The sequence below is a fragment of the Billgrantia saliphila genome, from assembly GCF_002930105.1.
GTDB lineage: Bacteria > Pseudomonadota > Gammaproteobacteria > Pseudomonadales > Halomonadaceae > Halomonas > Halomonas saliphila.
On record NZ_PJRN01000011.1, the window covers coordinates 101,435 to 126,652 of the forward strand.

Genomic DNA, 25,218 nt, shown 5'->3' on the forward strand with positions numbered 1-25,218 from the left:
CGTATCCTGTTTCCGTTAAGCGTTATCGAAAAGGTTGTTGAAATCGGCTTGTTGGGATCGGCGCGGTGAAGCGTCAGGCCGCGGCGCCGTCCTTCGCCGGCGCCTTGCTCTCCTTGCCTTCGCCGCCACCGCTCGCCGAGTCGCCGGCCAGGTTCTTCTTGCTGCCGGACTTGAAATCGGTCTCGTACCAGCCGCCACCTGCCAGTCGGAAGCCTGCGGCGGAGACCAGGCGTCCGAGTTCCGGAGCATGGCAGGCAGGACAATCGGTCAGCGGAGCGGCGCTCAGTTTCTGAAGCTTCTCCAGACGGTGGCCGCAGGCCTTGCACTGATATTCATAGATGGGCATGGTTCAATTCACTCCTGATTCGACAGCGCGCAACCAACGGCGATATAGGGCCGAGCGACGCACTTTCCAAGCCTGCCGTGAGAGCCGGACATTATAACGTGCCTGACAAGGCCTGTCCCGGCCTTGCACGGCGGATCCACAAAAGGAAAAACCCGCATGAAAGCCGTGATACTCGATGCCGCCAGCCTCGGCCCCGATGTCGATTTAACCCCCCTGCGCGAGCAGGTCGACACACTCGAGGTCTACGAGCAGAGCACCACCGAGCAGAGCCGTGAACGCCTGGCCGGCGCCGACGTCGCAATCGTCAACAAGGTGGTGTTGGACGGCGCCACCCTCGAGGCGCTGCCTTCGCTGCAGCTGATCTGCGTACTGGCCACCGGCACCAACAACATCGACATGGCCACCGCACAGCGTCGTGGCGTCGCCGTACGCAATGTCGCCGCCTACGGCACCGCCAGTGTCGCCCAGCACACGATGATGCTGATCCTGGCCCTGGCCAACCGGCTGCCGCTCTATCAGCGCGACGTGGCCGCGGGGCGCTGGAACGAGAGTCCTTTCTTCTGTCTGATGGAACACGGCACGCTGCAGCTCGAGGGCAAGCGCCTGGCGATCGTCGGCCAGGGCGAGCTGGGTAGCCGTGTGGCCGCACTGGCGGAAGCGTTCGGCATGCGCGTGAGTTTCGCCGCGCGCCCCGGCAGCGAGGCCAACGACAGCCGCCCGGGCATTGCCGAACTCGCTACCGAAGCCGATGTCATCAGCCTGCACTGCCCCTTGACCGACGCCACGCGACATCTGATCGGTGCCGGCCTGATGGACACCGTCAAGCCGGGCGCCCTGCTGGTGAACTGCGCTCGCGGTGGGATCATCGACGAATCGGCCGCCCTGGCGGCGCTGCGTGACGGCCGCCTCGGCGGCCTCGGTGTCGACGTGTTGCCGAAGGAACCCCCGCGCGAAGGCCATCCACTACTCGATGCCCTCGCCGAGCCGCTCAATCTGATCGTCACCCCGCACAATGCCTGGATCACGCCCGAGGCAAGGCAGCGTATCGTTGCGCTGACGGTAGACAATCTGCGCAATTGGCAAGCCCAGCGGAGCGGAGTCTGACCATGCTTCACAACCTGGGTTCGATCAATCTCGACCATTTCTACCGAGTGCCGCACCTGGTCCATCCCGGCGAGACGCTAGCCAGTCACGGCTACCACGTCGGGCTGGGCGGCAAGGGAGCCAACCAGTCATTGGCCATGGCGATGGCGGGCGGCCAGGTCAGCCACTGGGGACGGCTGGGCAGGCAAGACGCCTGGGCCCGTGACCGGCTGGCACGGGCCGGCGTCGACGTCAGCCACGTCGAACTCGTCGACGAGCCCAGCGGACACGCCATTATCCAGGTCGACGAGCGCGGCGAGAACACCATTATCCTGCATCCCGGTGCCAACCACGGCTTTACCCGACGTCACCGCGACGCCCTCTGCGAGGCCGCCCAGCCAGGCGACTGGTTGCTGGTACAGAACGAGTGCAACGGACTGCCCGAACTGCTCGAATGCGCTCGCCAGCATGGCCTGGAGATCGCCTTCAACCCGGCGCCGATGAGCGATACCGTGCTGACGCTGCCGCTGGAAGCTTGTCGCCTGTTGTTCGTCAACCGAGGCGAAGCCGCCTGGCTCACCGGGCTACCCGAATCCAGCGAGGCCCGCGTCCTGCTGGAAGCGCTGCATGAGCGGCTGCCGCGCACGGCGACGGTGATCACCCTGGGTAGTGAAGGCGCCTGGTACCAGTCGGCCGACGAACGTCATTACCAGCCCGCCCTGCCGGTCGAGGCGCAGGACACCACCGGCGCCGGGGATACCTTCATTGGTTACTTCATGGCCGCACTGCAGGAGGGCCAATCCATTACCGGCTGCCTGGCGTTCGCCACCCAGGCCGCCGCGTTGGGCGTCCAGCGTCCCGGCGCGGCCGATAGCATCCCATCGCGCGACGAGGTCAAGCAGCTCCTGACGTCCCACTCCCCCCGCCCCAATCCCTGACATCACCAAGGAGGTCATGTGTCCCATTCGATCATTTTCGATACCGACCCCGGCGTCGACGACGCCCAGGCCATCGCCATCGCTCTGCGCCATCCCGAGATCGAGCTGCTCGGGATGACGACCACCTACGGCAACGTGGACATCGAGACCGCTACCCACAATGCGCTGTTGCTCAGCGAATTGGCGGAGCGCGACATTCCCGTCGCCCAGGGGGCCGCCGGGCCAATGGTCAAGCCGCGTCATCCCGCGCCGGCCCACATTCACGGCGCCAACGGGCTGGGCAACATCGAGCTACCCGGGGTGAAAGGGGTGAAGGATCCACGCAGCGCGGCCCAGTTCATCGTCGATACGGTCAACGAGCGTCCGGGCGAGGTCACCCTGGTCGCGGTGGGTCCGGTAGGCAATCTGGCCGCCGCCCTACAGCTCGACCCCGACCTGACCGGGAAGGTCCGGCAGGTGGTGATCATGGGCGGCTCGATTCGCGAAGGCGGTAACGTCACGCCGGTCGCCGAGGCCAACATGTTCAACGATCCACATGCCGCTCAGCGAGTGCTGACCGCCGACTGGCCGCTGACCCTGGTAGGGCTCGACGTTACCCATCGCTGCGTACTGAGCCAAGCGCACATGGCGCGCATCGAAGCCGGCCAGGGTGCTCTTGGCAAGGTGCTGGCCGGCAGCTACGCCTTCTATCGCGATTTCTACCGCGAATTCCTCGGCATCGATGGCTGCTGCCCCCACGATAGCTGTGCGCTGGCCTGGTTGCTGCGCCCCGACCTGTTCACCACCGCTCCCGGTCATCTGACCGTGGTGACCGAGGGCATGGCCGAGGGCCAGACCATCTTCGCCCCAGAGGGCCGGGGCTTCATCGTGGACCGCTGGTCGCAGACCCCGCTGGTCGAGGTCTGCCTGGAGGTAGACGGCGACGCCGTGGTGGAGTGGATTGCCGACACCCTCGGCTGAGCCGGGCTAGAGGCAGACGAAGCTGTCCGGGTCTCGACACTCGATCGATTCCAGCTCGACGTGTGTGACCCGGGCATTCGGCGGCCCCTGCCACAGCCAGTTCGCCACCTGATTGACCGCCTCGCCATTGCCGCAGAGCAGCACTTCCACCTGCCCGTCCGGCAGGTTCTTTGCGTAGCCGGTCAGGCCGCGCTGCAGCGCCTGCTCCTGCACGCCCCGGCGATACCATACGCCCTGCACTTTCCCGGCGACGCGCGCCTTTACGCAGCGTTTGCTCATAGCCCCTCCTCGTCTCGTCAAGCCATCAAGGCGCACCGCAATCAACGCTCGCACGGCTCGCCGCGATTCCGGCCGCCTGCACAATGCTCTAATCTTGACAGTAGGGCCAGCCGTCGCCACAAGCAACGGCCACCCGACGAAGGACGCTCGTCACACCGAGCCTCCAGGCCTCACCGGGCACAACAATAAGCCATCCTCACAAGGGAGACAGCACATGCAGGTCTTTGACCACCCCGAATTCGACCACCATCAGCAGCTCGTCTTCGGTTGCGACGAGGCGAGCGGCCTGCGCGCCATCATCGCCATCCACGACACCCGCCGAGGCCCCGCCCTGGGCGGCCTGCGAATCTACCCCTATTCCAGCGAAGACGACGCCCTGACCGATGTGCTGAGGCTGTCGCGAGGCATGACCTACAAGTCGGCGCTGGCCGATCTGCCGCTGGGCGGCGGCAAGGCGGTAATCATCGCCGATCCTCGCCGCGACAAGACGCCCGAACTGCTACGCGCCATGGGACGTCTGGTCGATTCACTGGGGGGACGCTACATCACCGCCGAGGATTCCGGCACCAGCGAGGCGGACATGCGTCATATCCGCGAGATGACACCGCATGTCAGCGGCCTGGGACGCGCCGGCGAATCCGGCGACCCGTCACCCTACACCGCGCATGGCGTATTCTGCGCCCTGCGCAGCGCCGTGCGCCATCGCCTGGGACGTGACGACTTGGACGGGCTGCGCGTGGCCATCCAAGGCATCGGCCACGTGGGGGCACACCTCGCCCGCGAACTGCATGTGGCCGGAGCGCAGTTGACCCTGACCGATCTCGATCGCGACGCGCTGGGCATTCTGGCCAACGAAGTCGGCGCCGTCACGATACCACCCCAGGCGATTTTCGATGCCGATGTCGACGTCTTCGCGCCCTGCGCCCTGGGCGCGGTGCTGACCGCCGACGTGGCCGACCGACTAAAGGCCCGGGTGGTGTGCGGCGCGGCGAACAATCAACTGGCCACGCCGGAGATCGCCGAGCGCCTGCATGCTCGCGGCATCCTCTATGCGCCAGATTACGTGGCCAACGCCGGCGGCGTGATCGAAGTCGAATGGCAACGACGCAGCGACTATTCTCACGCGGCCGTGATGGCCCACGTCGAGCGTATCTCCGCCACCATCGACGAGATATTCACCCGCGCCCGTCACGAGGACGCCAATCCGGCCCAGGTTGCCGACCGGCTGGCACGCGAACGCCTCGAAGGCTGACCGTAACGCCGTGCCGGAAGTTCTCCCGGCACGGCGGCTCACTCCGAGACCAGCTCTCGCCGCACGATGACCGCGCTGTTGCGCGGCACCACTACGCCTCCCCTGGCGACCAGATAGCAGCGCGTGAAGGCGGCGCCGAACAGCAGAATCAACGAGCTGTAGTAGACCCACAGCAGGATCATGACCACCGAACCCGCCGCCCCGTAGGTCGACGCCGTTGCCGTATAGGCCAGATAGGAGGCAATCGCACTGCGGCCCACGGCGAAAAGCAGTGACGTGACCACGGCCCCGAGCAGTACGTCCCGCCAGTTCAGCACCACGTCGGGGAGAATCTTGAAGACGGCGGCGAACAGCGCGGTGATCACCAGCAGCGAGATGAAAAATTCCGCGCCCGCGGTCAAGGTGCCGATCAGCGGCATGGCATCTCCGATGGCCTGGAGCATGGCGCGCAGCATAACGCCAACGACCAGGGACACAAGCAAAATGAAGCCGATGGCGATCACCACGGCGAGCGACAGCAGGCGCTGCTTGAGAAAGATCATCACACCGCTGCGACTCGGCTTGGCCGTTACTCCCCAGATCATGTTGAGCGAGAACTGCATCTGGGCAAAGACCGTAGTGGCGCCGACCAGCAGCCCGCCAACACCCAGCAGCGTGGGAATCACGCCCGACCTTTCGACACGCGACTCCGCCACGGCCTGCTCCACCGCCTTAGCGGCTTCTTCCCCCACGGTCCCCTGCAACTGCGTGACGATCTGGCCATGGGCGGCATCCTCACCGAACACCACGCCGATCACGGCCACGGCGATGATGACCGTAGGCGCCAACGAAAAGAGCGTATAGAACGCCAGCGAGCCTGCATAACTGAAGGCGTTGCGATCCAGCCACAGTCCTACGGCATCCTTAAGCGTGTTCCACCAGAACCTGAGCGAAATCTCACGCACCCTGAACCTCCTTGTCCTAGCTTACGCTCTCAGCATACGCAATCTACGAACGCCTGTCGGCCAATCCGCTCCCGCGTTGCAGCACTCGAGGGGGGCGCCCATAATGGCCCCCCGAGCCGCCAGCGAAGGATATGCCGATGAGTGCTACCGATCACGATTTCGATTGCCTCGTATTCATTGGCCGTTTCCAGCCTCCCCACCTGGGTCATCTGGCGGTGATCAACGAGGCGCTGCGACATGCACGACAGGTCATCGTGCTGGTCGGCTCGGCGTGGCAGGCGCGCTCGCTGCGCAACCCCTGGCGCTTCGACGAGCGTCAGGCGCTGCTGCGCAGCTGCTTCGATGACGAGGAGAATGCACGGCTGGAGATCGTCCCGCTGCTCGACGCACTGTACAACGATGACGTCTGGGTGCGCGACGTACAGCGCAAGGTGCGTGACATCGCCGGGCATCATCATGCCCGCCTGCCGCGAATCGGCCTGATCGGCGCCAGTCGCGGCCAATCCAGCTACTACCTTTCGCTGTTTCCGCAATGGGAGTCGATGAGCGTTCCGCTGGTCGACGGCATCTCCGCCAGCCAGATCCGCGAGCGCCTGTTCCGTTCGCCCTCCTCCACCGAAGATTACCTGAGCACGGGGGCGACCCATGATCTTCCGCCGGGCGTCTGCGAGGCGCTGCGCAGCTTTGCCGGCAGCGACGCCCACCGCCAGTTGATGGAGGAACAGCAGCTGCTCGAGCAGTATCGCCAGGCCTGGGCGAATGCCCCCTACCCGCCGATCTTCGTCACGGTCAATGCCGTGGTGGTGCAGTCCGGCCACGTGCTGTTGGTGCGCCGCACCGCCGCCCCCGGCAAAGGACTGCTGGCGCTGCCCGGCGGATTCATCAACCCCCACGAGCGCCTGCTCGACGCCTGCTTGCGCGAACTGCGCGAGCGCGTGCGGCTCAAGGTGCCGGAGCCGGTGCTCAAGGGCTCGCTGCGTGGCCAGCGCCTGTTCGACGAGCCCCATCGCAGCTGGCGCGGTCGCACCCTGGCCGAAGCCTTCTATTTCGCCCTGCGCCCCGACCAGCAGCTGCCCCAGCTCAAGCCGGTCAAGGGCGGCGATCATGCGCGCTGGGTACCGCTGGCCGAACTCGAACCCGACAGCCTGTTCGAGGACCACTTCTTCATCATCCAGAATTTTCTCGGCCTGCCGGCCGACTTCAGCGGAGCCTAGGCCTGCAGGAAGTCGCGTGGCAACTTCATCATCTGCCGCCACAGCTTCTCGACCCCGGGCTTGTGCACCAGCGAGCAGCGATAGAGACGAATCTCCAGTGGTACGTCCCATTTCTCGTTGCCGGCACGCACCAGCCGCCCCGTCTTGAGCTCCTCGCGAACGCAGAAGTCGGGAATCCAGGCGAGCCCCACGCCCTGCAGGACCATGCCCTTGAGCCCTTCGGCCATGGCGGTCTCGTAGACGGTACGCAGCCGCAGTCGCAGTGGGTCGTTCTTGAGCAACATGCGCACGCTGCGTCCGAGGAACGCGCCCTGGGTGTAGGCGAGATAGGGAATGGTGTCCTTGCTCTCCAGGCTGTAGCGCGGCTTGCCCTTGGCGTCTGGCAAGCTGACCGGCAGCATCTTTACCTGGCCGATCGAGAACGAGGGGAAGACCTCCGCATCCAGCTGCATGGTGGCATAGGGGTCGTGATAGGCCAGCATGAGGTCGCAATTGCCTTCGCGCAGGACGTGGATCGCCTCGCCCACGTTCATCGCGACGAGCCGCGTCGGCAGCTCCCCCAGCCCCTCCTGAAGGCGTGAGATCCACTCGGGGTAGAAGCTGAGCGCCAGGGAGTGAGCGGCAACGATATCCAGCGCCTCGCGGGCCATGGAGACGCCACGCAGGTGACCCAGGCACTCGTTGAGCTGTTCCACCAGGTTACGCGCGGTGACCAGGAAGAGCTGTCCTTCCGGCGTCAGGTTGATGGGAGTCGTGGAACGGTCCACCAGAATCACCCCCACCGCCTGTTCCAACGCGCGGATGCGGCGGCTGAAGGCCGGCTGGGTGACGTGACGCTGCCTGGCCGAGGCGGAAAAGCTGCGGGTATTCGCCAGGGCAACGAAATCTTCCAGCCACTTGGTTTCGAGATTCACCGCGACTCCCGCTGACAGCCATCACAGTTTTGAGGTAAGGCGCACCGCGGTGCGCGGCCATTCGTCAGGCAGCGCCTAATGTACCCCAGCAGCCGCCCGAACCCAAGCACAGTCATGACTTACTGGATCGGCGCCGTCAGGTAGGCGGCGCGCGCCACCAGCTTGCGCCACAGCGGCCGATTGTGCAGCTCCTCGTAATCGATACGGCGACACACCGCAAAATCACGCTCGAGCATGCCATGCACCTCGGCGGCGAAGCCCCTATCAGGAATGAAGGCGGTAATCTCGAAGTTGAGGCGAAACGAGCGGTTGTCGAGATTCACCGTACCCACGGCCGCCGCCACATCATCGATCAGAATCACCTTCTGGTGCATGAAGCCGGGCTGGTAGCGATAGACCTTGACCCCCGCACGCACCATGTCGGGCAGGAAGGAGAAGGCCGACAGGTAGATCAGCAGATGGTCGGGGTGCTCGGGCATCATGATGCGCACGTCCACCCCACGCATGGCGGCCAGGTGCAGGGCGTCCTGCACGCCCTGATCGGGGACGAAGTAAGGGCTGGTCACCCATAGCCGTTCTTGGGCGCTATGGATGGCATGCTGCACCAGCAGACTGGCGGTTTCCTGGCGATCGGCCGGTCCCGACGGCACGATAATGACGTTCTGGCACTCCTCGCAGACGATTCGCGGTTCCCAGCACAGGTTGATGACCTCACCGGTGGCCCAGTGCCAATCTTCCCAGAAGGCTTCCTGGAGCCCCAGCACGCTGGGCCCGGTCAGCTTCAGGTGAGTATCGCGCCAAGGCCCATGACGCGGATGTTGCCCAAGGTATTCGACGCCGACGTTGAACCCGCCGAGCCAGCCTTCACGACCGTCCACCACGAGGATCTTGCGGTGGTTGCGAAAATTGAGCTGGAAGCGGTGCTTGAAACCGCGCGACGAACGGAAAGGACTGACCTCGACGCCGGCATCTGCGAGTTCGCTCAAATAGCCTTCGGCCAGTTTGCGACTGCCGATCTCGTCATACAGGAAATAGACCCGCACGCCCCGTTTCGCCGCACGCAGCATACGCTCCTTGAGCTGCTGGCCCAGCGCATCGTGGCGTACGATGAAGAACTGCACCAGTACGTAGCGTTGGGCCGAATCAATGCCGGCGAAGATACTGTCGAAGGTGCTCTTCCCGTCGACGAGCAGCTCGGCCTGATTGCCGCTGGTCAATGGCATCTGGGAGAGTCGCTCCACCGCCCTCACGTCAGGGCTGTGTACGTCCGCCAGGAAGGGGTCGAGACGCCAGCGCTGGTCGGCAAGAATACGCCGCAGCACGGTATCGCGTTCGCCCCGCGCGGAGATGTAACCGTAGAAACGCGGCCGTCCGAAGATCCAGTAGGCGGGTACGGCCACATAGGGAAACGTCACCAAGGAGATGATCCAGGCCACGGCCCCCTGCGAGGTGCGACTAGAAAGCAGCGCCAGTATCGCCGAGAGGAAGCCCAGCAGGTGCACCATGAAGATCGCCAGGCCCATTAGCCAGGATGCCATGATCTCTCCCTGAAAAAACAGCAGTCTGCAGCATACCCCAGACGACGACGGCCCCGCCATAAGACGGAGCCGTCGTGAGAACCAGTCAAGCGAGAAGCGCCGGGGACAGGACTGCCCCCGGCCAAGCCGAGCCTCTTTACGCGCGCTCGGCGATGATCTCCTTCCACTTGGCGGGGCCGGTCTGGTGCACCGATACCCCCTGACTGTCTACCGCCACGGTGACCGGCATGTCCTCGACCTCGAACTCGTAGATCGCCTCCATGCCCAGGTCGGCGAATCCCACCACGCGCGATTTCTTGATCGCCTGTGCCACCAAGTAAGCGGAGCCGCCCACCGCCATCAGGTAGACCGCCTTGTTGTCGCGGATCGCCTCGATGGCAGCCGGCCCTCGCTCGGCCTTGCCGACCATGCCCAGCAGTCCGGTCTCCTCGAGCATCGTGCGGGTGAACTTGTCCATGCGGGTGGCCGTGGGGGGGGCCGCCGGGCCCACCACCTCGTCGCGCACCGGGTCTACCGGACCCACGTAGTAGATGAAGCGCCCTTTCAGATCGACCGGCAGCGCCTCGCCCTTGGCAATCATGTCGACCATGCGCTTGTGGGCAGCGTCACGGCCGGTGAGCAGCTTGCCGTTCAGCAGCAAGGTGTCGCCCGGCTGCCAGGTCTTCACTTCCTCCGGCGTGACGGTGTCAAGGTTGACGCGCTTGACGTTATCGCCCGCCTCGCGAGTGATCTCCGGCCAATCCTCGAGCCGAGGCGCCGGCAACGCGGCCGGGCCGGTTCCGTCGAGGGTGAAATGGGCATGGCGCGTGGCGGCGCAGTTGGGAATGATCGCCACCGGCTTGTTGGCGGCGTGGGTCGGATAATCCTTGACCTTGATATCGAGCACCGTGGTCAGCCCGCCCAGCCCCTGGGCGCCGATACCGCTTTTGTTGACCTTGTCGAACAGCTCCAGGCGAAGCTCTTCGGCACGATTTGACGCACCGTGAGCCTGCAGCTCCTGAATGTCGATGGGATCGAGCAGCGCTTCCTTGGCCAGTTCCATCGCCTTCTCGGCGGTACCGCCGATGCCGATGCCGAGCATGCCCGGCGGACACCAGCCGGCACCCATCTTGGGCAGTTGCTCCATGACCCAGTCGACCACATTATCGGAGGGGTTGAGCATGGCGAACTTGGATTTCGCCTCGCTGCCGCCTCCCTTGGCGGCCACATGCACTTCCACGGTATCGCCCGGCACCAGCTTGTGATGGATCACCGCCGGGGTGTTGTCGCCGGTGTTCTTCCTGGCACCGTCCGGATCGGCCAGTACCGAGGCCCGCAGCACGTTGTCCGGCAACTGATAGGCGCGGCGAACGCCCTCGTTGATCATGTCGTCGAGGCTCATGTCGGCCTCGAAGCGTACGTTCATGCCCACATGAACGAAGACGGTGACGATGCCGGTGTCCTGGCAGATCGGACGGTGCCCCATGGCGCACATGCGCGAATTGATCAGGATTTGGGCGATGGCGTCCTTCGCCGCCGGGTTCTCCTCCCGCTCGTATGCCGCCGCCATGGCGTCGATGAAATCCTTGGGATGGTAATAGGAGATGTACTGCAGCGCATCGGCGACGCTTTGGATCAGGTCGCTCTGGCGAATCACGGTCATGAGCAAGGAACTCCTAGGCTTTGTCGGCTTGCCCGCTTCTGCCATCGAACGATGCGGCGGGCTCGAACGGTGGCGAATTATACCTCATCGCACGATGCTCGACAGACCTTTGCCGCCAAGGTCGAATATGTGTTTAGCCTAAAGAGATAACGGTATAAAGTAGAGTTCAGCCCGGCTGGCAACGGGGGCAACGGTACAGCCGCCGCGAGGCGGCGGTCTCCCGCGTTATCAAACTGCCGCAGTCGTGGCACGGCAGCCCATCGCGCTCGTAGACAGCGAAGCGACAAAGGCGCCGGCTCTCGCCTCGCCGGCGCGCGGTGGATACCCATTCGGCGCGATTGGTCACACCCGCCTGCTCGTAGGCTTGATGCGTCACATCGAGAATGGCACGCGCCAGCAGCGCCAGGCGCTCCTCCCCCAGTTCCGCGGGCTTCTCACTGGGCGAGGCGCCAGCGAAGAACAGAATCTCGGAGCGCAGGTAGTTGCCGATGCCGGCGAAGAGCGCCTGGTCAAGCAGCAGCCCGCCCAGCCTGCGCCGTGCAAACCGCGGCTCGAGCAAACGCACCATGACTTGCTTCGGCGTCACACCATGCGTCAACAGATCGGGGCCAAGCCGGGAGAGGAATGGATGCTCATCGAGTCGGTCGGACGGCCACAGCGAGACATCCGAAGCGCTGTAGAGACTGGCCGATCGCCCTTCCGCGGTGAGGCGTACCCGCAGCGAGCGCTCAGTGTCGGGCTCGCGCTCGGCGTCATGCAGCTTCCAGACGCCATAGAGCTGATTATGGGTATAGAGCACGCGGCCGTCGTCGAAGCGGGTCAGCAGCGCCTTGCCCCAGCTATCCACCACCGTGACCTCACGACCCACCAGCGAGTCGGCCTCGGCGGCCAGCTCGGGAAAGGCGAACCACACGGACTCCAGCCGCCTGCCGACGAGCTGCTCGTGTAGACGGTCGGCAGCGCGGCGAATCTCTGGGCCTTCGGGCATGCGGTATTCCTTACTCTAACGCCGCTCAGGGCTGATCCGGGGACAGGCCTCTGAGGAGGCGCTGTCAATACTTCCCTGTACGCTACCGATTCCCTGCTTCGCTCTCGCATCCTGCTCCGCTTGCAGGTCCGGTGCTGGCCATCCATGGCCAGCCCGTTCGGAGCAGTGCTCCTCACCCCTGGAATCGGACCTCCTCTTCGGCCTGCCCCCGGCGCCCCTCGCTCCGTGGCATTATGACTCCTCGATATACGCCAGAGCATCTGTGGATTGGCGTCGCGAGCGAAGAGAGGTTGCCCGCCGCCGGAGCGCAGCAACCGGAGTTGACTTGCTGCACAATGAGATTGCGACGGTCCGACGTTTCGGTACCGCCAGCGGGCAAGATATCGAGCGCAGCAGGCAATCAACGATGCCTACCCCAGCGCCAGCTGACGCTCCTTTAACTCATGCAGCCGGTCGCGCAGCCTTGCAGCCTCCTCGAACTCCAGGTTCTGGGCTGCTTCGAACATGGCGTCCTCAACCCGCGAGACTTCCTTGACGAGGTCCGTCGGCGACAGCTCCGAGAGGTCGTAAATCGCCGCCCCCTCGGCCACCTTGCGCTCGCCGCGGCGCCCTTTGCCCTTGCGCCCCGGCGCCTGGGCCGCCTCCATGATGTCGGCCACCGAGCGGGTGACGGTGGTCGGCGTGATTCCGTGCTTCTCGTTGTGGGCGACCTGCTTGGCGCGGCGGCGCTCAGTCTCGTCGATGGCACGGCGCATGGAATCGGTCACGCGATCGGCGTATAGGATCGCCTTGCCGTGGGCGTTGCGTGCCGCCCGGCCGATGGTCTGGATCAGCGAGCGCTCGTTGCGCAGGAAGCCCTCCTTGTCGGCATCGAGAATCGTCACCAGCGACACCTCGGGAATGTCGAGCCCTTCGCGCAACAGGTTGATGCCCACCAGTACGTCGAACTTGCCCAACCGCAGATCGCGAATGATCTCCACCCGCTCAACGGTATCGATGTCGGAGTGCAGGTAGCGCACCCGCACGTCGTGCTCGTCGAGGTATTCGGTGAGGTCCTCGGCCATGCGCTTGGTCAGCGTGGTGACGAGTACCCGCTCTCCCACCTCGGCACGCAGTCGAATCTCGGAGAGCAGGTCGTCGACCTGGGTCGACGCCGGGCGCACCTCGATCTCGGGATCGACCAACCCGGTGGGGCGCACTACCTGCTCCACCACCTGCCCGGCGTGTTCGGCCTCGTAGGGCCCCGGCGTGGCCGAAACGAAGATCGTCTGCGGGCAGATGCGCTCCCACTCCTCGAAGGTCATCGGGCGGTTGTCCAACGCCGAGGGAAGGCGGAAGCCATACTCCACCAGCGTCTCCTTGCGTGACCGATCGCCCTTGTACATGCCGCCGACCTGGGGAACGCTGACGTGGGACTCGTCGATGAACAACAGTGCATCGGCCGGCAGGTAGTCGAAGAAGGTGGGCGGCGGCTCGCCAGGGTTGCGTCCCGAAAGGTAGCGCGAGTAGTTTTCGATGCCGTTGCAGTAGCCCAGCTCGTTCATCATCTCCAGATCGTAGAGCGTGCGCTGCTCGAGGCGCTGGGCCTCCACCAGCCGGTCGTTCTTGCGCAGCCACTCCAGGCGCTCGACCAGCTCGGCCTTGATCCGATCGGCGGCCGAGATGATCGTCTCCCGCGGCGTCACGTAGTGGCTCTTCGGGTAGATGGTCATGCGCGGTACGTGGCCGCGCACCTCGCCGGTGAGCGGGTCGAACAGACGGATCGAGTCGATCTCGTCGTCGAACAGTTCGACCCGCACCGCCTCCTCGTCGGAATCGGCCGGGTAGATGTCGATCACGTCACCACGAACGCGGTAAGTGCCGCGCTTGAAGTCCATGTCATTGCGCGTGTATTGCAGCTCCGCCAGACGACGCAGGAACGAGCGCTGGTCGATCAGCTCGCCGCGGGTGAAGTGCAGGCGCATCTTCAAGTACTGGTCGGGGTCGCCGAGGCCGTAGATCGCCGAGACCGAAACCACGATCAGCGCGTCGCGTCTTTCCAGCAGTGCCTTGGTCGCCGACAGACGCATCTGCTCGATATGGTCGTTGATCGAGGCGTCCTTCTCGATGAAGGTATCCGACGAGGGAACGTAGGCTTCCGGCTGATAGTAGTCGTAGTAGGAGACGAAATACTCGATGGCGTTGTCGGGGAAGAAGGACTTGAACTCGCCGTAGAGCTGGGCGGCGAGCGTCTTGTTGGGCGCCATGACGATGGTCGGGCGCTGCAACCGTTCGACCACGTTGGCCATGGTGAAAGTCTTGCCGGAGCCGGTCACACCGAGCAGCGTCTGATGCGCCAGTCCGGCCTCCAGCCCCTTGATCAGGCCTTCGATGGCGCCAGGCTGGTCGCCGGCGGGCTTGAAGTTGGCATTGAGGCGAAACGGCTTGCTCATGGTGACTCCGAGCGGATGACCAGGCACCGTGCGGCGCCTGGATGAACGTACCGATATCGGTGAGACAGTATAAGGCCGTTTCGCGACCTACGCTTCGGCGACATCGGTGGCGCGGGTGGTGACCTCGACGGTGGCACTGGTCATGAGCCGGTGGATCGGGCATTTGTGGCTGATCTCTTCCAGCCTGTCGCGCTGCACCGCGTCCACGATGCCGTGAAAGGTCATGACCACTTCGAGTCGGTAAGTGCCCTTGCGTTCCTCGCTGTCGTCGCGATTGACCCGAACGCTGATGCCCTCGAGCGGCCACTGCTTGCGCTGGGCGTACATCTGCGCGGTAATCGCCTTGCAGGCGCCCAGCGACAGATCGAAGTAGTCGTGCGGGTCAGGTGCACTGCCCTCGCCGCCGAAGGCCTTGGGCACATCGACATGCAAGTCCTCGAATCCTTGGATCCGTACCCTCTGGCGCAGGGCGCCGTTGCGCTCACTGACGATCTCGATGGTCTGCTTCATTGCCAAGGTTCCCGACTGGTCATTTGACTTCGATCGGCAGGCCGAGAGCCTTGACGGCTCTAATCAGCGCCTCACGGCTCACTCTTCCCTCGACATCGGCTCCGTGGCGGCCGACCTCGGCGCTCTCGACGCCATCCACCATCATCAGGGCCGTGGTTATGCGATTGATCTGATCGGCGTTCTCCACGCCACTGAAGCTCAGCGACTGCTGCTGTGCCATGCAAGACTCCCGGTGGCAGGCTTAAAGCAGGCTTGAGTCTATCACGGCCCCAGCAACGCGCCAGCCGCTTGCATTCCATCGCTACTGCCCACATACCATGGCATGACACTCCCCGACACGATGACCTGGAGCCACAGGCATGAACGATTGGATTACCGCCCTGGAGGGGCGACGCGTGAGCGAGACACAGGTCGAATTCGATACACCCGAGCCGGCCCGTCAGACCATGCAAGGGACCGCGATGGCCCCGCTGGTCCATCTGGGGATTCTCGACGTGAGCGGTGCCGGCGCCGACAAGCTGCTGCAGGGGCAGACCAGTGCCCAGGTCGATCTCGCCAATGGCGACTTCGCCCCGCTGACCAGCTTCTGCACCCCCAAGGGGCGCATGCTGGCCAATGCCCAGCTAATGCGTGTCAGTGAGGATCGTTACCGCCTGATCCTGCATCGCGAGTTGATCGAGCCGCTGCGCGATCATCTCAAGAAGTTCGCTCCCTTCTACAAGACCGAGCTCGCCATTCGCGACGACCTGGCCCTGCTGGGACTGATCGGCAAGGAGGCCGAGGCCTTGGCGGAAGTTCGCTTCGACCTCACTCCGCCCGCCGTCTGGCATCAGGCCGGCGATGGCGAGCGCCAGCTCCTCGCTCACCCCGGCCCGCAGCCGCGGCTGCTGATCTGCCTGCCGGAAGCCCAGGCCAGCGAGACTTTTCGACAACTGAGCGCCCAGGCGGTACCGGTCGGCAACGCTGTGTGGCGCCTGCATGACATCCAGGCCGGGATCGCGTGGCTGACCCGAGCCCACTACGATGCCCTACTGCCGCAGATGATCAACTGGGAGGCATTGGGTGGCGTCAGCTTCAAGAAAGGCTGCTACACCGGCCAGGAAGTCGTGGCTCGCGCCCATTTCCGCGGCCAAGTGAAGAAGCGCCTGGCACGGGCCCAGCTCGAAGGCGATCGCCGGCCCGAACTCGGTGCGGCGGTGATCGACGAGAACGGCAAGAGCGTGGGAGAGGTGGTCGCCGCGGAACTCGACGCCTACGGTCAGGCCGAGGTGCTGGCTGTCCTCACCACCCGGGAGGAGATCGGTCCGCTGAGCGTAGACGACCAGGCCATCAAGCTGTTGAAGCTGCCCTACCCCATCGAGCGACTCGATCCGGAGAACTTGGCCAAGGCCGCTGTCTAGGCCTCATCGAGACCGAAGACCCGTCTCGCGGTCACCGTGCTCTGCGCGGCGATCGCCTCCGGCGCCTCCCCTCGCAGCTTCGCTACCATGTCGCATACCTGGACGATGCGTGCCGGCTCGTTACGCTGCCCCTGATAGCCGCACAGGGGCATGTCCGGACTGTCGGTTTCCAGTACGAAACCGTCCTCCGGTAGGCTCTTCACCGCGCGCCAAAGGCGTTGGGCGCGCTCATAGGTAACGGCGCCGCCCAGGCCCACCACGAACCCGAGGTCGAGAAATTTCCATGCCTGGTCTGGCGAGCCGGCGAAGGCGTGAATCAGTCCGCCCGCCGGCAGGTCGAGCTGACGCAGGCGCTTGGAAACTTTGTCGTTGGCGTGTACGCAGTGGATCACCACCGGCAATTGACGAGACTTGGCCAGGCGCAGCTGGGTGTTGAACAGCTCCCACTGATCGTCCAGGGTCTCCTCGAAGCGGGCGTCGATGCCGCACTCGCCCAGCGCCCTCACCTCGGGATGCGCGTCGAGCGTTTCAGCCAGCGCCTCGACATCGCCGTCATGGTGTTCGTGCATGAAATAGGGATGCAGGCCCAGGCTGATGTGGACGTCCTCGCGCTCGCCAAGCGCCAATACGGCGGGCCACCGATGGCGAGTCGTGCCGGGGACCATGAAGTGGCCCACGCCCGCACTTCTGGCGCGCTCGAACATCGCCTCGCGGTCATCGTCGAAGGCTTCGAAGTCGAGATGGCAGTGTGCATCGATCAACATCCGTGTCGTGCTCCGTTGCGGCGTGGGAAATAGTCCGACGGGCTCCGCGTCACTCCGGCTCGGGCTGCTGCGAGGTACAAGCCGGGCAGCGCGTGGCCGGCAGCGGAATCTTGCTCAGGCAGTACGGGCAATCCTTGACCGTGGGTGCCGCCACCGCCTCGGGCGGATAGGCGAGATTCTTGAGCCGGTTGATGTTGCGAATCAGCAGAAAGGTGGCAAAGGCCACGATCAGGAACGACAGTAGCGCATTGAGGAACAGGCCGTAGTTGAGGGTCACCGCCCCGGCCGCCTGGGCCTGTTCCAGGGTGTGGTAGACCACGTCGCCGGGAGCCTCGCGCAGCACCAGGAACTGATTGGTGAAGTTCATCCCTCCCGTCGCCAGGCCAATCAGCGGGGTGAATACATCCTTCACCAAGCTGTTGACGATGGAGGTGAAGGCGGCCCCGATGATGATCCCCACCGCCATGTCCACGACGTTGCCCTTGACCGCGAATTCACGAAACTCCTTCAGCATCTTCGATGCCATGCGTTCCCTTCTCCCTTCAGCAGCTCATATCGCCATGCCCGTAGTACTCGCCAATCTCAATGCTCGCGGGTGGCGGCAAAGCGAATCTCCGGCCAACGCTCCTGGGTCATCTGAAGGTTGACCCTCGTGGGAGCAATGTAGGTCAGGTAACCACCGCCATCCAGCGCCAGGTTGGCGCTCGCCTTGCGCTTGAACTCCTCGAGCTTGCGGGTATCGTCACTGTAGACCCAGCGCGCGGTCTGCACGTTGACCGGCTCGTAGACGCAGTCGACCTTGTACTCCTCCTTGAGCCGGTGGGCGACCACGTCGAACTGCAGGGTACCCACGGCGCCGAGGATCAGGTCGTTGTTGTCCAGCGGCTGGAACAACTGCGTGGCGCCCTCTTCCGAAAGCTGCTGGAGCCCCTTCTGCAGCGCCTTGAGTTTGAGCGGATCCTTGAGCTGCACGCGCTTGAACAGCTCCGGGGCGAAGTGGGGAATCCCGGTGAAGCGCATGTCCTCGCCGGTGGTGAAGGTATCGCCGATCTGGATCGTGCCGTGATTGTGCAGGCCGATGATATCGCCGGGCCAGGCCTCCTCCACGTGGGAGCGGTCGGAGGCCATGAAGGTCAGCGCATCGGCGATCTTCACATCCTTGCCGATGCGCACATGGCGCATCTTCATGTTCTTCTCGTACTTGCCCGAGCAGACTCGCAGGAAAGCGATGCGATCTCGATGCTTGGGATCCATGTTGGCCTGGATCTTGAACACGAACCCGGTGAAGCGACCGTCTTCGGCCTCAACGCTGCGCGCATCGGTCTCGCGCGACTGGGGCGGCGGCGCATACTCGACGAAGCCGTCGAGCATCTCGCGCACGCCGAAGTTGCCCATCGCGGTACCGAAGTAGACCGGTGTCAGCTCGCCGCGCAGGTAGGCGGCGTGATCGAACGGATGGGAGGCGCCACGCACCAGCTCCACTTCCATGCGCAGCTCCTCGGCCACGTCCGCGCCCAGCACCGCGTCGACCTCAGGGTTGTCGAGCCCTGCGATACGCTTGTCGTCGGGAATGCGGCTGCCTTGCCCCTGGGTGTAGAGATGGATGACGTCGTTATAGAGGTGATAGACCCCCTTGAAGTGGCGCCCCATGCCGATCGGCCATGTCATCGGTGCACACTGGATGTCGAGCACCGTCTCCACCTCGTCCATCACCTCGATGGGATCGCGGATATCGCGATCAATCTTGTTGACGAAGGTGAGGATCGGCGTGGTGCGCAACCGGCAGACCTCCATCAGCTTGATGGTTCGCGCCTCGACGCCCTTGGCACCGTCGATCACCATCAGCGCCGAGTCCACCGCCGTCAGCGTGCGGTAGGTATCCTCGGAAAAATCCTCGTGCCCGGGAGTATCGAGCAGATTGACGATGCGTCCGCCATAGGGGAACTGCATCACCGAGGTCGTCACCGAGATACCCCGCTCCTGTTCCATCTTCATCCAGTCGGAGGTGGCGTGGCGGTCGTTGCGCTTGCTCTTCACCGAGCCCGCCAGCTGAATCGCGTTTCCGAACAGCAGCATCTTTTCGGTGATGGTGGTCTTGCCCGCGTCGGGGTGCGAGATGATGGCAAAGGTTCTGCGCAGCCCGACTTCTCGGGCCAAATCGGCTTCAGACATCAGGTTAGAATCGTCGTCATGGCACCGGCGAGGCGATGCGTGAATGGATTGGCACGCATTCTACGGCTTTGCCCCGCACAGTTGTAGGGCAGCGGCGAGAAAGGGCATGAGACGGTATCATGGCGACACGAACGTTCCAGGAGCAGCCATGCCTACCGCGCCCCCTTTGCCGCTTTCGACGCCCAGCCGCAACCTGGTCCGCCTGACTATCGTTCGCGGTATCACCTGGACGGGTTTCCTGGCGGCGGTCATCGTTGGGGTCGAGTTCCTGCACTTCGAACTCGAGATCACCGCGGTCATCGGCGTCATCATCTGCATGGGCCTGGTGAACCTCTTTACCTGGTGGCGGCTCGGCCGCCAATGGGCGGTCAATCACATCGAGTACGTGATTCACCTGCTCGTCGACGTATTCGGCCTGACGTTGCTGTTCTACCTGACCGGGGGCGCCACCAACCCGTTCATCAACTACTACCTGGTGCCGGTCACCATCGCCGCCGCCACCCTGCCCTGGCGCTACGCCTGGATCGTCGCCACCTCGGCCATGGCGTCCTACACCCTGCTGCTGGGGGATTACCATCCGGTCCCGCAGCTGACCCACGATCAAGGCAACGAGGTGCTCAACCTGCATGTGCTGGGCATGTGGATCAATTTCGGCCTGTCGGCCGGCTTGGTGACCTTCTTCATCTACAAGATGGCGCATGCCCTGCGCAGCCGGGAGCAGGCCTTGTCGCAGACCCGCGAGTCGGCGCTGCGCAACGAACAGATCGTCGCCGTGGCCACCCAGGCCGCCGGTACCGCCCATGAACTGGGAACCCCGCTGTCCACCATGGCGGTGCTGCTCAGCGAAATGCGCCAGGACGCGCGAGACAACCCGACGCTGGAGCAGGATATCGATCTGCTGCGCCAGCAGGTCGACGTGTGCAAGTCGCGGCTGCGCCACCTGGTCGAAAGCGCCGATCGCCGTCGCATGGCCGAACCGGAAGTGTGCGACGCTCGCGACTGGCTGAGCGGTGTGGTGCAGCGCTGGCTGGTACTGCGCCCCGACGTGAGCCATCGTCTGGAGATATCGGGCCAGCGCGGCATGCCCTGGCTCAAGGTCGATACTACCCTCGATCAGGCCATCACCAACCTGCTCAACAACGCTGCCGACGCCAACCCCGACGACATCGTCATCCGCCTGGACTGGAACGAAAGCGAGGTGATCGTCGATATTCGCGATCATGGTCCAGGTATCGCGCTGGACATCGCCGACCGGCTCGGCGAGACCTTCGTCTCGACCAAGAGCAAGGGACTCGGCATCGGTCTGTTTCTCACTCATGCCACCATCAATCGCTTCGGCGGGGGCGTGAGTCTGTATAATCATCCGCAAGGGGGGACGCTGACCGAAGTGATCCTGCCGCACAGTGAGCCCTGAGCGACGCGACGAGGTTGCCATGCAAGATGCCGATAATCGCCTGCTGATCATCGACGACGATGAGATGTTCTGCCACGTCCTCTCGCGCGCCATGGGCAGGCGCGGCTACGAAGTGGTCGTGGCGCACGACGCGGAGCAGGCCCTGTCGTTGGCTCGCCGTCATCGCCCGGAGCTGGCCACGCTCGACCTCAAGCTGGAGCACAGTTCGGGATTGAAGCTGCTGCCGGAATTGCTCGAGGTGGTGCCGAACTGCCGCATCGTGGTGCTGACCGGCTACTCGAGCATCGCCACCGCGGTCGAGGCGATCAAGCTGGGCGCGGTCAATTACCTGTGCAAGCCCGCCGATGCCGAGGAGATCCTGGTGGCGCTGGGCCGCGAGGAAGGCGACCCGGAAGCCGAGGTGGCCGACAACCCGCCCTCGATCAACCGCATCGCCTGGGAGCATATCCAGAAGGTGCTGCAGGAGCACGACGGCAACATCTCCGCCACCGCCCGCGCACTGGGCATGCACCGCCGAACCCTGCAACGCAAGCTGCAGAAGCGGCCGGTGCGGCGCTGAAGCTACGGGCTACGGGCTACGGGCTACGGGCTACGGGCTACGGGCTACGGGCTACGGGCTACGGGCTACGGGCTACGGGCTACGGGCTACGGGCTACGGGCTACGGGCTACGGGCTACGGCAGCAGACTCCGCCTCCTGGCATAGGAACGCAATCACCGTCCGCAGCGCGCAACCCTGAGTCCGCAGCTGACGTGTAGCGCCGCTCTCAAGCTTCTTTACTGCGCCGTCCAGCCCAGATCAATATTCCAGCTCGAGCCGGTTACCGCCCCCGCCGCATCGGACACCAGGTAGGCCACCAGCCCGGAGACCTCCTCGGGTTCGATCAGCCGCTTCACCGCAGCGTTCTTGAGCATGACCTGCTCGACCACTTCCTGCTCGTTCATGCCGTGCAGCCGTGCCTGATCGGCGATCTGGTTCTCCACCAATGGCGTCTTCACGTAGGCCGGGCAGATGGCATTGGCGGTGATGCCCTGGGAGCCGCCTTCGAGAGCGGCAGTCTTGGTCAGCCCGATCATCCCATGCTTGGCGCTGATGTAGGCGGATTTGCCCGGCGAGGCGACCTGGGCGTGAACGGACGCGATATTGACGATGCGCCCCCAGCCGTTCTGGCGCATCGAGGGCCATGCGGCCTGGGTGAGCAGGAAGGGCGCGGTCAGCATCAAGTCGATGATCTGGCGCCACTTGGCCTCGGGAAAATCTTCGATGGGCGAAACGTGCTGGATGCCGGCGTTGTTGACCAGGATATCGACACGGCCAAAGCGCTTGATGGCTTCCGCCACGGCCGCCTTGCACGCCTCGCCATCAGTGAGATCGGCCTGGAAGAATGCGGCACCGACGGCCTCGGCCTTGTCCTTGGCCCGTTCGTTGAAATCCACGGCCAATACCTGATGACCGAGCTCGCGAAACTGGCGCACCACGGCTTCGCCGATGCCGCTGGCGGTTCCGGTCACCAGTGCAACGCGAGGCTCGAGGTTGGTTGCATGGGTCATGAGCAAATTCCTTCTCTGGCGGTTACGTCAATGTGAAGTCGAATGCTCGCTCAGCATACGCCCGGCCCCGGTGACGAGACCAGTTTCAATCCGTTGTGGCCGGCGTCATGACCTTGTCCATGAGACGCTGCGCCAGGCGGCTGCCCTCTTCCCGCGACTCGAGATCGGACAGGTCGTCGAGCAACTCGCAGCGCCATAGCCATAAGTCGGGTTCCAGCACCTCGGCAGTGAAGGGGTAGCGACCCGACGGCAGAGCGAAGGCACGCCGGTTGCTCGCGCTTGGCGCCGAAGCATCGGGCTCTGCCGGCAGCAGGACCAGCGACAGCGACACCGGACTGATCAGCGCCCCGACCAGCATCGCCCCGTCCGCGTCCCCTTCGGGACAGGAATAGCGCTGAAAACAGAGCGCATCCACATCGAGATGACGATTGGCGTGGGAGGACGCTTCAAAACCGGGCCCGTGCCGGTCTTTCCAGGCCTGTGCCATCTTCTGAAGGCGTCGGTACTGTTCGGGTTTCAAGGCCTGCATGCTCGGCTCTCTCCTGGCTCGTGAATGGGCAGTCGACGTTCCTCCACAGGTTCGGCAGGATGCCGTGCGGCTGCTATTCTGGCAGGTCCATGCGCAACGAGGAACGCCCATGCTCCCCCAACAGCGTCTCGAAATCGCCACGGCGATCGCCAGGGAAGCCGGTGAACGAATCGTCGAGGCCAGGCAGAGTCGGAACTTCAATCAACAGCTCAAGAAAGGCGATGAGCTGGTGACGGATGTAGACGTGGCGGTCGATACCCTGATCGGCGAGCGCCTCGACACGAACTTTCCCGATGAACCTCGTCTCAGTGAAGAACTGGCGCCGGACCGGGAGGTCACCCATGCGGCCGAAGCGCTGTGGGTCATCGATCCCATCGATGGCACCGTCAACTTCGCTCATGGCCTGCACCATGTCGCCGTCTCCATCGCCTGGGTCAGCGAAGGCAAGAGCCGGGTCGGGGTGGTTCACGCCCCGTTCCTGGGGGAGACTTACACCGCGCTCTACGGCCAGGGCGCCTGGTGCAACGGCAAGCCGATCCACGCCAGCCGTACCGCCAGCCTCCAGCGCTGTCTGGTCGGCACGGGCTTTCCTTATCGGCGCGACAGCCGGCCGCCACTCATGCGGCGTCTCATGGCGGTGCTGGAGCACTGTCAGGACGTACGCCGCAACGGCTCGGCGGCCCTGGACCTGTGCGACGTGGCGTGCGGTCGCCTCGATGCCTACTACGAGAGCGTCTCCCCGTGGGATTTCGCCGCCGGCGTGCTGATCGCGCGCGAAGCGGGCGCCCGCACGGGACATCTCTACCCATGCCCCAGCGGCATCCCCGAGGACCTGTACGGAGAGAACCTGCTGGTAAGCGCTCACGAGGTCCATGCCGAACTGGGCGATCTACTGCGAGCGGCCGACGCCAACGAACTACGGCTGTCCTGACCGGATAGCCCCTAACCATTACGCGACTAGTGGCAGGCTATTGGCCCGCCCGTCCCACATCGTTCAAAATAGCGAGCAGAGATTCGAGGAGGCTCACTACATGCATGTCACTATCTTTGGCCGTCCCGGCTGTCCTTTCTGTGTCCGCGCCCAGGCCTTGGCCGAACGGCTGGAGAGTGCCAACGTGATCGAGGGTCACCGCTACGTGGATATCTGGGCCGAAGGCATCAGTAAGGCCGACCTGGAAAAGACGATCGGCAAACCGGTTGCCACCGTGCCGCAGGTTTTCATCGACCAGACTCACGTGGGCGGCTTTACCGAATTCGATCAGTATGTGCGCAAGCACGCCCTGCTCGCCTAGCCCTCTTTTCCCGCGCCTTGCCAACAGCCACCGAGGCTCACCGAGCCGGGTGGCTGTTCCGTTCACGTTGCGTTGAACGTCCTGTCCCCGTTGAAAGCCGATCGTCGCCGATCCTTATACTGAGGTCTAACGTGAAAGGCGCATCAGGACAAAAGGATCGGCACGATGCAACGGGAAGAATTTCTCCAGCAGCTCTGGCTCGACTACATCCATCATCATCCGGATGTGGGCGCCCTGCGCCTTTGGCCGATGAACGCCCCGGTCGAATATCTGACCCTGTTGACGCTCAACCTGGCGCCTTTCGCCGCCGACGACCTGTTGCCAACCTTCGGTCATCTCGGCTACCGCCCCGTGCATCGTTACGCCATGGCCGACCGTGGCCTGCTGGTATCACTGCTCGCACCACCCGACGACGGCCCCTGGCTGGTGGTGGCGGAGCTTCAGTTGCGCACGCTGTCGAAGCAACCGCGGGAACGGCTCGCCGAGCTTGTCGGCAATGCGCATCCACGCGATACCCGTGGCAAGAATCTGCTGTGCCGAGGCCGGCCTTGGGCGATGCCCGACTGGGACAGTTATCGTCTGCTGTATGACGCCCATCCGCTGGCCGGCTGGCTCGCCGTGATGGGGCCGAGCGTGCACCATGCCGGCTTCGACTGCGAGCGACTCGGCAAGGATCTCGACGACCTCGATGCCGAGCTGACAACAGTCGGTCTTTCCGGCAGCGAGGATCGCCATCACGGCGTTTTCCCCGTGTCGCCGCTCCTCCAGTACCGCTTCTACCCGACATGTTCGCGCCGCCTGGCTTTCGCCGAAGGGGACGAGCATCGCATCGGCCTGGGCGGCCTGGCGCTGGTGCAGAAGTGCTTGAGCGGCGACCACGAGCGTGCGGTCGAACTGCTGCTCCCTCACCACACTCGCTGCGAGATCACCTAAGGCCAATAGCGTTATCCACAGAAACTGTGGATAACGCTGTGCAAGGCGCTGGGGTAAACCTCTTATGCCAAGTCATCACGGGACTGACATGCACTGGTCAAGGAATCGCCACAGAAAAACGTGAG

The 25,218-nt window shown here is 64.2% G+C and carries 26 protein-coding genes; 11 read left to right on the forward strand and 15 right to left on the reverse strand.

Features of this window, described 5'->3' with window-relative positions; genetic code table 11:
* Positions 1-73: 73 nt before the first annotated feature.
* Complete coding sequence (locus tag CYJ07_RS13485) at positions 74-346, reverse strand: FmdB family zinc ribbon protein (protein WP_104204227.1); 273 nt, start codon at positions 344-346, stop codon at positions 74-76.
* A 156-nt stretch (positions 347-502) separates the two neighbouring features.
* On the opposite strand from CYJ07_RS13485, the gene CYJ07_RS13490 reads away from it, so the two are divergent.
* Genes CYJ07_RS13490 through CYJ07_RS13500 form a run of 3 tightly spaced genes read left to right on the forward strand, consistent with a single transcriptional unit; the run spans position 503 to position 3,327 of the window.
* On the forward strand, positions 503-1,450 hold the full coding sequence (locus tag CYJ07_RS13490) for a D-2-hydroxyacid dehydrogenase (RefSeq protein ID WP_104204228.1): 948 nt from the start codon (positions 503-505) through the stop codon (positions 1,448-1,450).
* Between the two features lie 2 nt (positions 1,451-1,452).
* Entirely contained in the window at positions 1,453-2,367 is a 915-nt protein-coding gene (locus CYJ07_RS13495; protein WP_104204229.1) for a ribokinase, read from the forward strand.
* Positions 2,368-2,385: 18 nt separating this feature from the next.
* Complete coding sequence (locus CYJ07_RS13500; RefSeq protein ID WP_104204230.1) at positions 2,386-3,327, forward strand: nucleoside hydrolase; 942 nt, start codon at positions 2,386-2,388, stop codon at positions 3,325-3,327.
* Positions 3,328-3,333: 6 nt separating this feature from the next.
* Here CYJ07_RS13500 and yccX read toward each other — a convergent pair whose 3' ends face one another.
* Positions 3,334-3,606 carry an acylphosphatase gene (gene yccX / locus CYJ07_RS13505; RefSeq protein ID WP_104204231.1) on the reverse strand — a complete coding sequence of 91 codons (273 nt, stop codon included), beginning with the start codon at positions 3,604-3,606 and terminating at the stop codon, positions 3,334-3,336.
* A 214-nt stretch (positions 3,607-3,820) separates the two neighbouring features.
* Between yccX and CYJ07_RS13510 the strand changes: the two genes are divergently transcribed.
* Positions 3,821-4,858 (forward strand): Glu/Leu/Phe/Val family dehydrogenase, encoded by a 1,038-nt coding sequence (locus tag CYJ07_RS13510; protein WP_104204232.1) that lies wholly within the window; start codon positions 3,821-3,823, stop codon positions 4,856-4,858.
* A gap of 38 nt (positions 4,859-4,896) precedes the next feature.
* Here the strand turns inward: CYJ07_RS13510 and CYJ07_RS13515 are convergent, their stop codons facing one another.
* A complete protein-coding gene (locus CYJ07_RS13515; protein ID WP_104204233.1) occupies positions 4,897-5,802 on the reverse strand; it encodes a YihY/virulence factor BrkB family protein in 906 nt (301 codons plus the stop codon).
* A gap of 137 nt (positions 5,803-5,939) precedes the next feature.
* Between CYJ07_RS13515 and CYJ07_RS13520 the strand changes: the two genes are divergently transcribed.
* A complete protein-coding gene (locus CYJ07_RS13520) occupies positions 5,940-7,016 on the forward strand; it encodes a bifunctional nicotinamide-nucleotide adenylyltransferase/Nudix hydroxylase (protein ID WP_104204234.1) in 1,077 nt (358 codons plus the stop codon).
* Here CYJ07_RS13520 and CYJ07_RS13525 read toward each other — a convergent pair.
* From CYJ07_RS13525 to CYJ07_RS13555, 7 genes are all read right to left on the reverse strand, one after another.
* The gene (locus CYJ07_RS13525; RefSeq protein WP_104204235.1) at positions 7,013-7,930 is read right to left on the reverse strand and encodes a LysR substrate-binding domain-containing protein; all 918 of its coding nucleotides are present in this window, start codon (positions 7,928-7,930) and stop codon (positions 7,013-7,015) included. The genes CYJ07_RS13520 and CYJ07_RS13525 overlap by 4 nt on opposite strands.
* A gap of 119 nt (positions 7,931-8,049) precedes the next feature.
* Positions 8,050-9,468, reverse strand: coding sequence for a cardiolipin synthase (gene cls / locus CYJ07_RS13530; RefSeq protein WP_104204236.1), 1,419 nt, complete (start codon positions 9,466-9,468; stop codon positions 8,050-8,052).
* Between the two features lie 136 nt (positions 9,469-9,604).
* The gene (locus CYJ07_RS13535) at positions 9,605-11,110 is read right to left on the reverse strand and encodes a fumarate hydratase (protein ID WP_104204237.1); all 1,506 of its coding nucleotides are present in this window, start codon (positions 11,108-11,110) and stop codon (positions 9,605-9,607) included.
* A 166-nt stretch (positions 11,111-11,276) separates the two neighbouring features.
* Positions 11,277-12,098: an endonuclease VIII gene (gene nei, locus CYJ07_RS13540; protein ID WP_104204238.1), complete on the reverse strand. Its 822-nt coding sequence runs from the start codon at positions 12,096-12,098 to the stop codon at positions 11,277-11,279.
* Positions 12,099-12,508: 410 nt separating this feature from the next.
* A complete protein-coding gene (gene uvrB, locus CYJ07_RS13545; protein WP_104204239.1) occupies positions 12,509-14,530 on the reverse strand; it encodes an excinuclease ABC subunit UvrB in 2,022 nt (673 codons plus the stop codon).
* Positions 14,531-14,617: 87 nt separating this feature from the next.
* On the reverse strand, positions 14,618-15,040 hold the full coding sequence (locus CYJ07_RS13550) for an OsmC family protein (protein ID WP_104204240.1): 423 nt from the start codon (positions 15,038-15,040) through the stop codon (positions 14,618-14,620).
* A gap of 19 nt (positions 15,041-15,059) precedes the next feature.
* Positions 15,060-15,260, reverse strand: a complete 201-nt coding sequence (locus CYJ07_RS13555; protein WP_104204241.1) for a hypothetical protein — start codon at positions 15,258-15,260, stop codon at positions 15,060-15,062.
* Between the two features lie 139 nt (positions 15,261-15,399).
* On the opposite strand from CYJ07_RS13555, the gene ygfZ reads away from it, so the two are divergent.
* Positions 15,400-16,440, forward strand: a complete 1,041-nt coding sequence (gene ygfZ, locus CYJ07_RS13560) for a CAF17-like 4Fe-4S cluster assembly/insertion protein YgfZ (RefSeq protein WP_104204242.1) — start codon at positions 15,400-15,402, stop codon at positions 16,438-16,440.
* Here the strand turns inward: ygfZ and CYJ07_RS13565 are convergent.
* The 3 genes from CYJ07_RS13565 to prfC are packed head-to-tail and all read right to left on the reverse strand — an operon-like array spanning position 16,437 to position 19,376.
* Positions 16,437-17,204 carry a TatD family hydrolase gene (locus CYJ07_RS13565; RefSeq protein WP_104204243.1) on the reverse strand — a complete coding sequence of 256 codons (768 nt, stop codon included), beginning with the start codon at positions 17,202-17,204 and terminating at the stop codon, positions 16,437-16,439. The two genes, ygfZ and CYJ07_RS13565, sit on opposite strands and share 4 nt — an antisense overlap.
* Positions 17,205-17,253: 49 nt before the next feature.
* Positions 17,254-17,730, reverse strand: a complete 477-nt coding sequence (gene mscL / locus CYJ07_RS13570; RefSeq protein WP_104204244.1) for a large conductance mechanosensitive channel protein MscL — start codon at positions 17,728-17,730, stop codon at positions 17,254-17,256.
* Between the two features lie 56 nt (positions 17,731-17,786).
* The gene (gene prfC, locus CYJ07_RS13575; protein WP_104204245.1) at positions 17,787-19,376 is read right to left on the reverse strand and encodes a peptide chain release factor 3; all 1,590 of its coding nucleotides are present in this window, start codon (positions 19,374-19,376) and stop codon (positions 17,787-17,789) included.
* 148 nt (positions 19,377-19,524) lie between these two features.
* Between prfC and CYJ07_RS13580 the strand changes: the two genes are divergently transcribed.
* Positions 19,525-20,790, forward strand: a complete 1,266-nt coding sequence (locus CYJ07_RS13580; protein WP_104204246.1) for an ATP-binding protein — start codon at positions 19,525-19,527, stop codon at positions 20,788-20,790.
* Positions 20,791-20,809: 19 nt separating this feature from the next.
* Entirely contained in the window at positions 20,810-21,349 is a 540-nt protein-coding gene (locus tag CYJ07_RS13585; protein WP_104204247.1) for a response regulator transcription factor, read from the forward strand.
* A gap of 216 nt (positions 21,350-21,565) precedes the next feature.
* On the opposite strand, the gene CYJ07_RS13595 is transcribed toward CYJ07_RS13585, so the two are convergent.
* Positions 21,566-22,339: a 3-hydroxybutyrate dehydrogenase gene (locus CYJ07_RS13595; RefSeq protein WP_104204248.1), complete on the reverse strand. Its 774-nt coding sequence runs from the start codon at positions 22,337-22,339 to the stop codon at positions 21,566-21,568.
* Positions 22,340-22,424: 85 nt separating this feature from the next.
* Entirely contained in the window at positions 22,425-22,868 is a 444-nt protein-coding gene (hybE, locus tag CYJ07_RS13600) for a [NiFe]-hydrogenase assembly chaperone HybE (protein ID WP_197038368.1), read from the reverse strand.
* A 109-nt stretch (positions 22,869-22,977) separates the two neighbouring features.
* On the opposite strand from hybE, the gene CYJ07_RS13605 reads away from it, so the two are divergent.
* The 3 genes from CYJ07_RS13605 to CYJ07_RS13615 all read left to right on the forward strand — a co-directional run bounded on the left by CYJ07_RS13605 (position 22,978) and on the right by CYJ07_RS13615 (position 25,093).
* Entirely contained in the window at positions 22,978-23,799 is an 822-nt protein-coding gene (locus CYJ07_RS13605) for an inositol monophosphatase family protein (protein WP_104204250.1), read from the forward strand.
* Between the two features lie 100 nt (positions 23,800-23,899).
* Positions 23,900-24,160, forward strand: coding sequence for a GrxA family glutaredoxin (locus CYJ07_RS13610; RefSeq protein ID WP_104204251.1), 261 nt, complete (start codon positions 23,900-23,902; stop codon positions 24,158-24,160).
* A gap of 165 nt (positions 24,161-24,325) precedes the next feature.
* Positions 24,326-25,093 (forward strand): VOC family protein, encoded by a 768-nt coding sequence (locus CYJ07_RS13615; RefSeq protein ID WP_104204252.1) that lies wholly within the window; start codon positions 24,326-24,328, stop codon positions 25,091-25,093.
* The last annotated feature ends 125 nt before the right edge of the window (positions 25,094-25,218 follow it).

Coding starts and splice junctions, on each gene's coding strand:
- mscL (WP_104204244.1), bottom strand. CDS start 17,730: ATGGCATCGAAGATGCTGAAGGAGTTTCGTGAATTCGCGGTCAAGGGC.
- CYJ07_RS13565 (WP_104204243.1), bottom strand. CDS start 17,204: ATGTTGATCGATGCACACTGCCATCTCGACTTCGAAGCCTTCGACGAT.
- CYJ07_RS13520 (WP_104204234.1), top strand. CDS start 5,940: ATGAGTGCTACCGATCACGATTTCGATTGCCTCGTATTCATTGGCCGT.
- CYJ07_RS13585 (WP_104204247.1), top strand. CDS start 20,810: ATGCAAGATGCCGATAATCGCCTGCTGATCATCGACGACGATGAGATG.
- CYJ07_RS13615 (WP_104204252.1), top strand. CDS start 24,326: ATGCAACGGGAAGAATTTCTCCAGCAGCTCTGGCTCGACTACATCCAT.
- cls (WP_104204236.1), bottom strand. CDS start 9,468: ATGGCATCCTGGCTAATGGGCCTGGCGATCTTCATGGTGCACCTGCTG.
- ygfZ (WP_104204242.1), top strand. CDS start 15,400: ATGAACGATTGGATTACCGCCCTGGAGGGGCGACGCGTGAGCGAGACA.
- uvrB (WP_104204239.1), bottom strand. CDS start 14,530: ATGAGCAAGCCGTTTCGCCTCAATGCCAACTTCAAGCCCGCCGGCGAC.
- CYJ07_RS13550 (WP_104204240.1), bottom strand. CDS start 15,040: ATGAAGCAGACCATCGAGATCGTCAGTGAGCGCAACGGCGCCCTGCGC.
- nei (WP_104204238.1), bottom strand. CDS start 12,098: ATGCCCGAAGGCCCAGAGATTCGCCGCGCTGCCGACCGTCTACACGAG.
- hybE (WP_197038368.1), bottom strand. CDS start 22,868: ATGCAGGCCTTGAAACCCGAACAGTACCGACGCCTTCAGAAGATGGCA.
- CYJ07_RS13510 (WP_104204232.1), top strand. CDS start 3,821: ATGCAGGTCTTTGACCACCCCGAATTCGACCACCATCAGCAGCTCGTC.
- CYJ07_RS13555 (WP_104204241.1), bottom strand. CDS start 15,260: ATGGCACAGCAGCAGTCGCTGAGCTTCAGTGGCGTGGAGAACGCCGAT.
- prfC (WP_104204245.1), bottom strand. CDS start 19,376: ATGTCTGAAGCCGATTTGGCCCGAGAAGTCGGGCTGCGCAGAACCTTT.
- CYJ07_RS13595 (WP_104204248.1), bottom strand. CDS start 22,339: ATGACCCATGCAACCAACCTCGAGCCTCGCGTTGCACTGGTGACCGGA.
- CYJ07_RS13535 (WP_104204237.1), bottom strand. CDS start 11,110: ATGACCGTGATTCGCCAGAGCGACCTGATCCAAAGCGTCGCCGATGCG.
- CYJ07_RS13495 (WP_104204229.1), top strand. CDS start 1,453: ATGCTTCACAACCTGGGTTCGATCAATCTCGACCATTTCTACCGAGTG.
- CYJ07_RS13490 (WP_104204228.1), top strand. CDS start 503: ATGAAAGCCGTGATACTCGATGCCGCCAGCCTCGGCCCCGATGTCGAT.
- CYJ07_RS13605 (WP_104204250.1), top strand. CDS start 22,978: ATGCTCCCCCAACAGCGTCTCGAAATCGCCACGGCGATCGCCAGGGAA.
- CYJ07_RS13580 (WP_104204246.1), top strand. CDS start 19,525: ATGCCTACCGCGCCCCCTTTGCCGCTTTCGACGCCCAGCCGCAACCTG.
- CYJ07_RS13610 (WP_104204251.1), top strand. CDS start 23,900: ATGCATGTCACTATCTTTGGCCGTCCCGGCTGTCCTTTCTGTGTCCGC.
- yccX (WP_104204231.1), bottom strand. CDS start 3,606: ATGAGCAAACGCTGCGTAAAGGCGCGCGTCGCCGGGAAAGTGCAGGGC.
- CYJ07_RS13485 (WP_104204227.1), bottom strand. CDS start 346: ATGCCCATCTATGAATATCAGTGCAAGGCCTGCGGCCACCGTCTGGAG.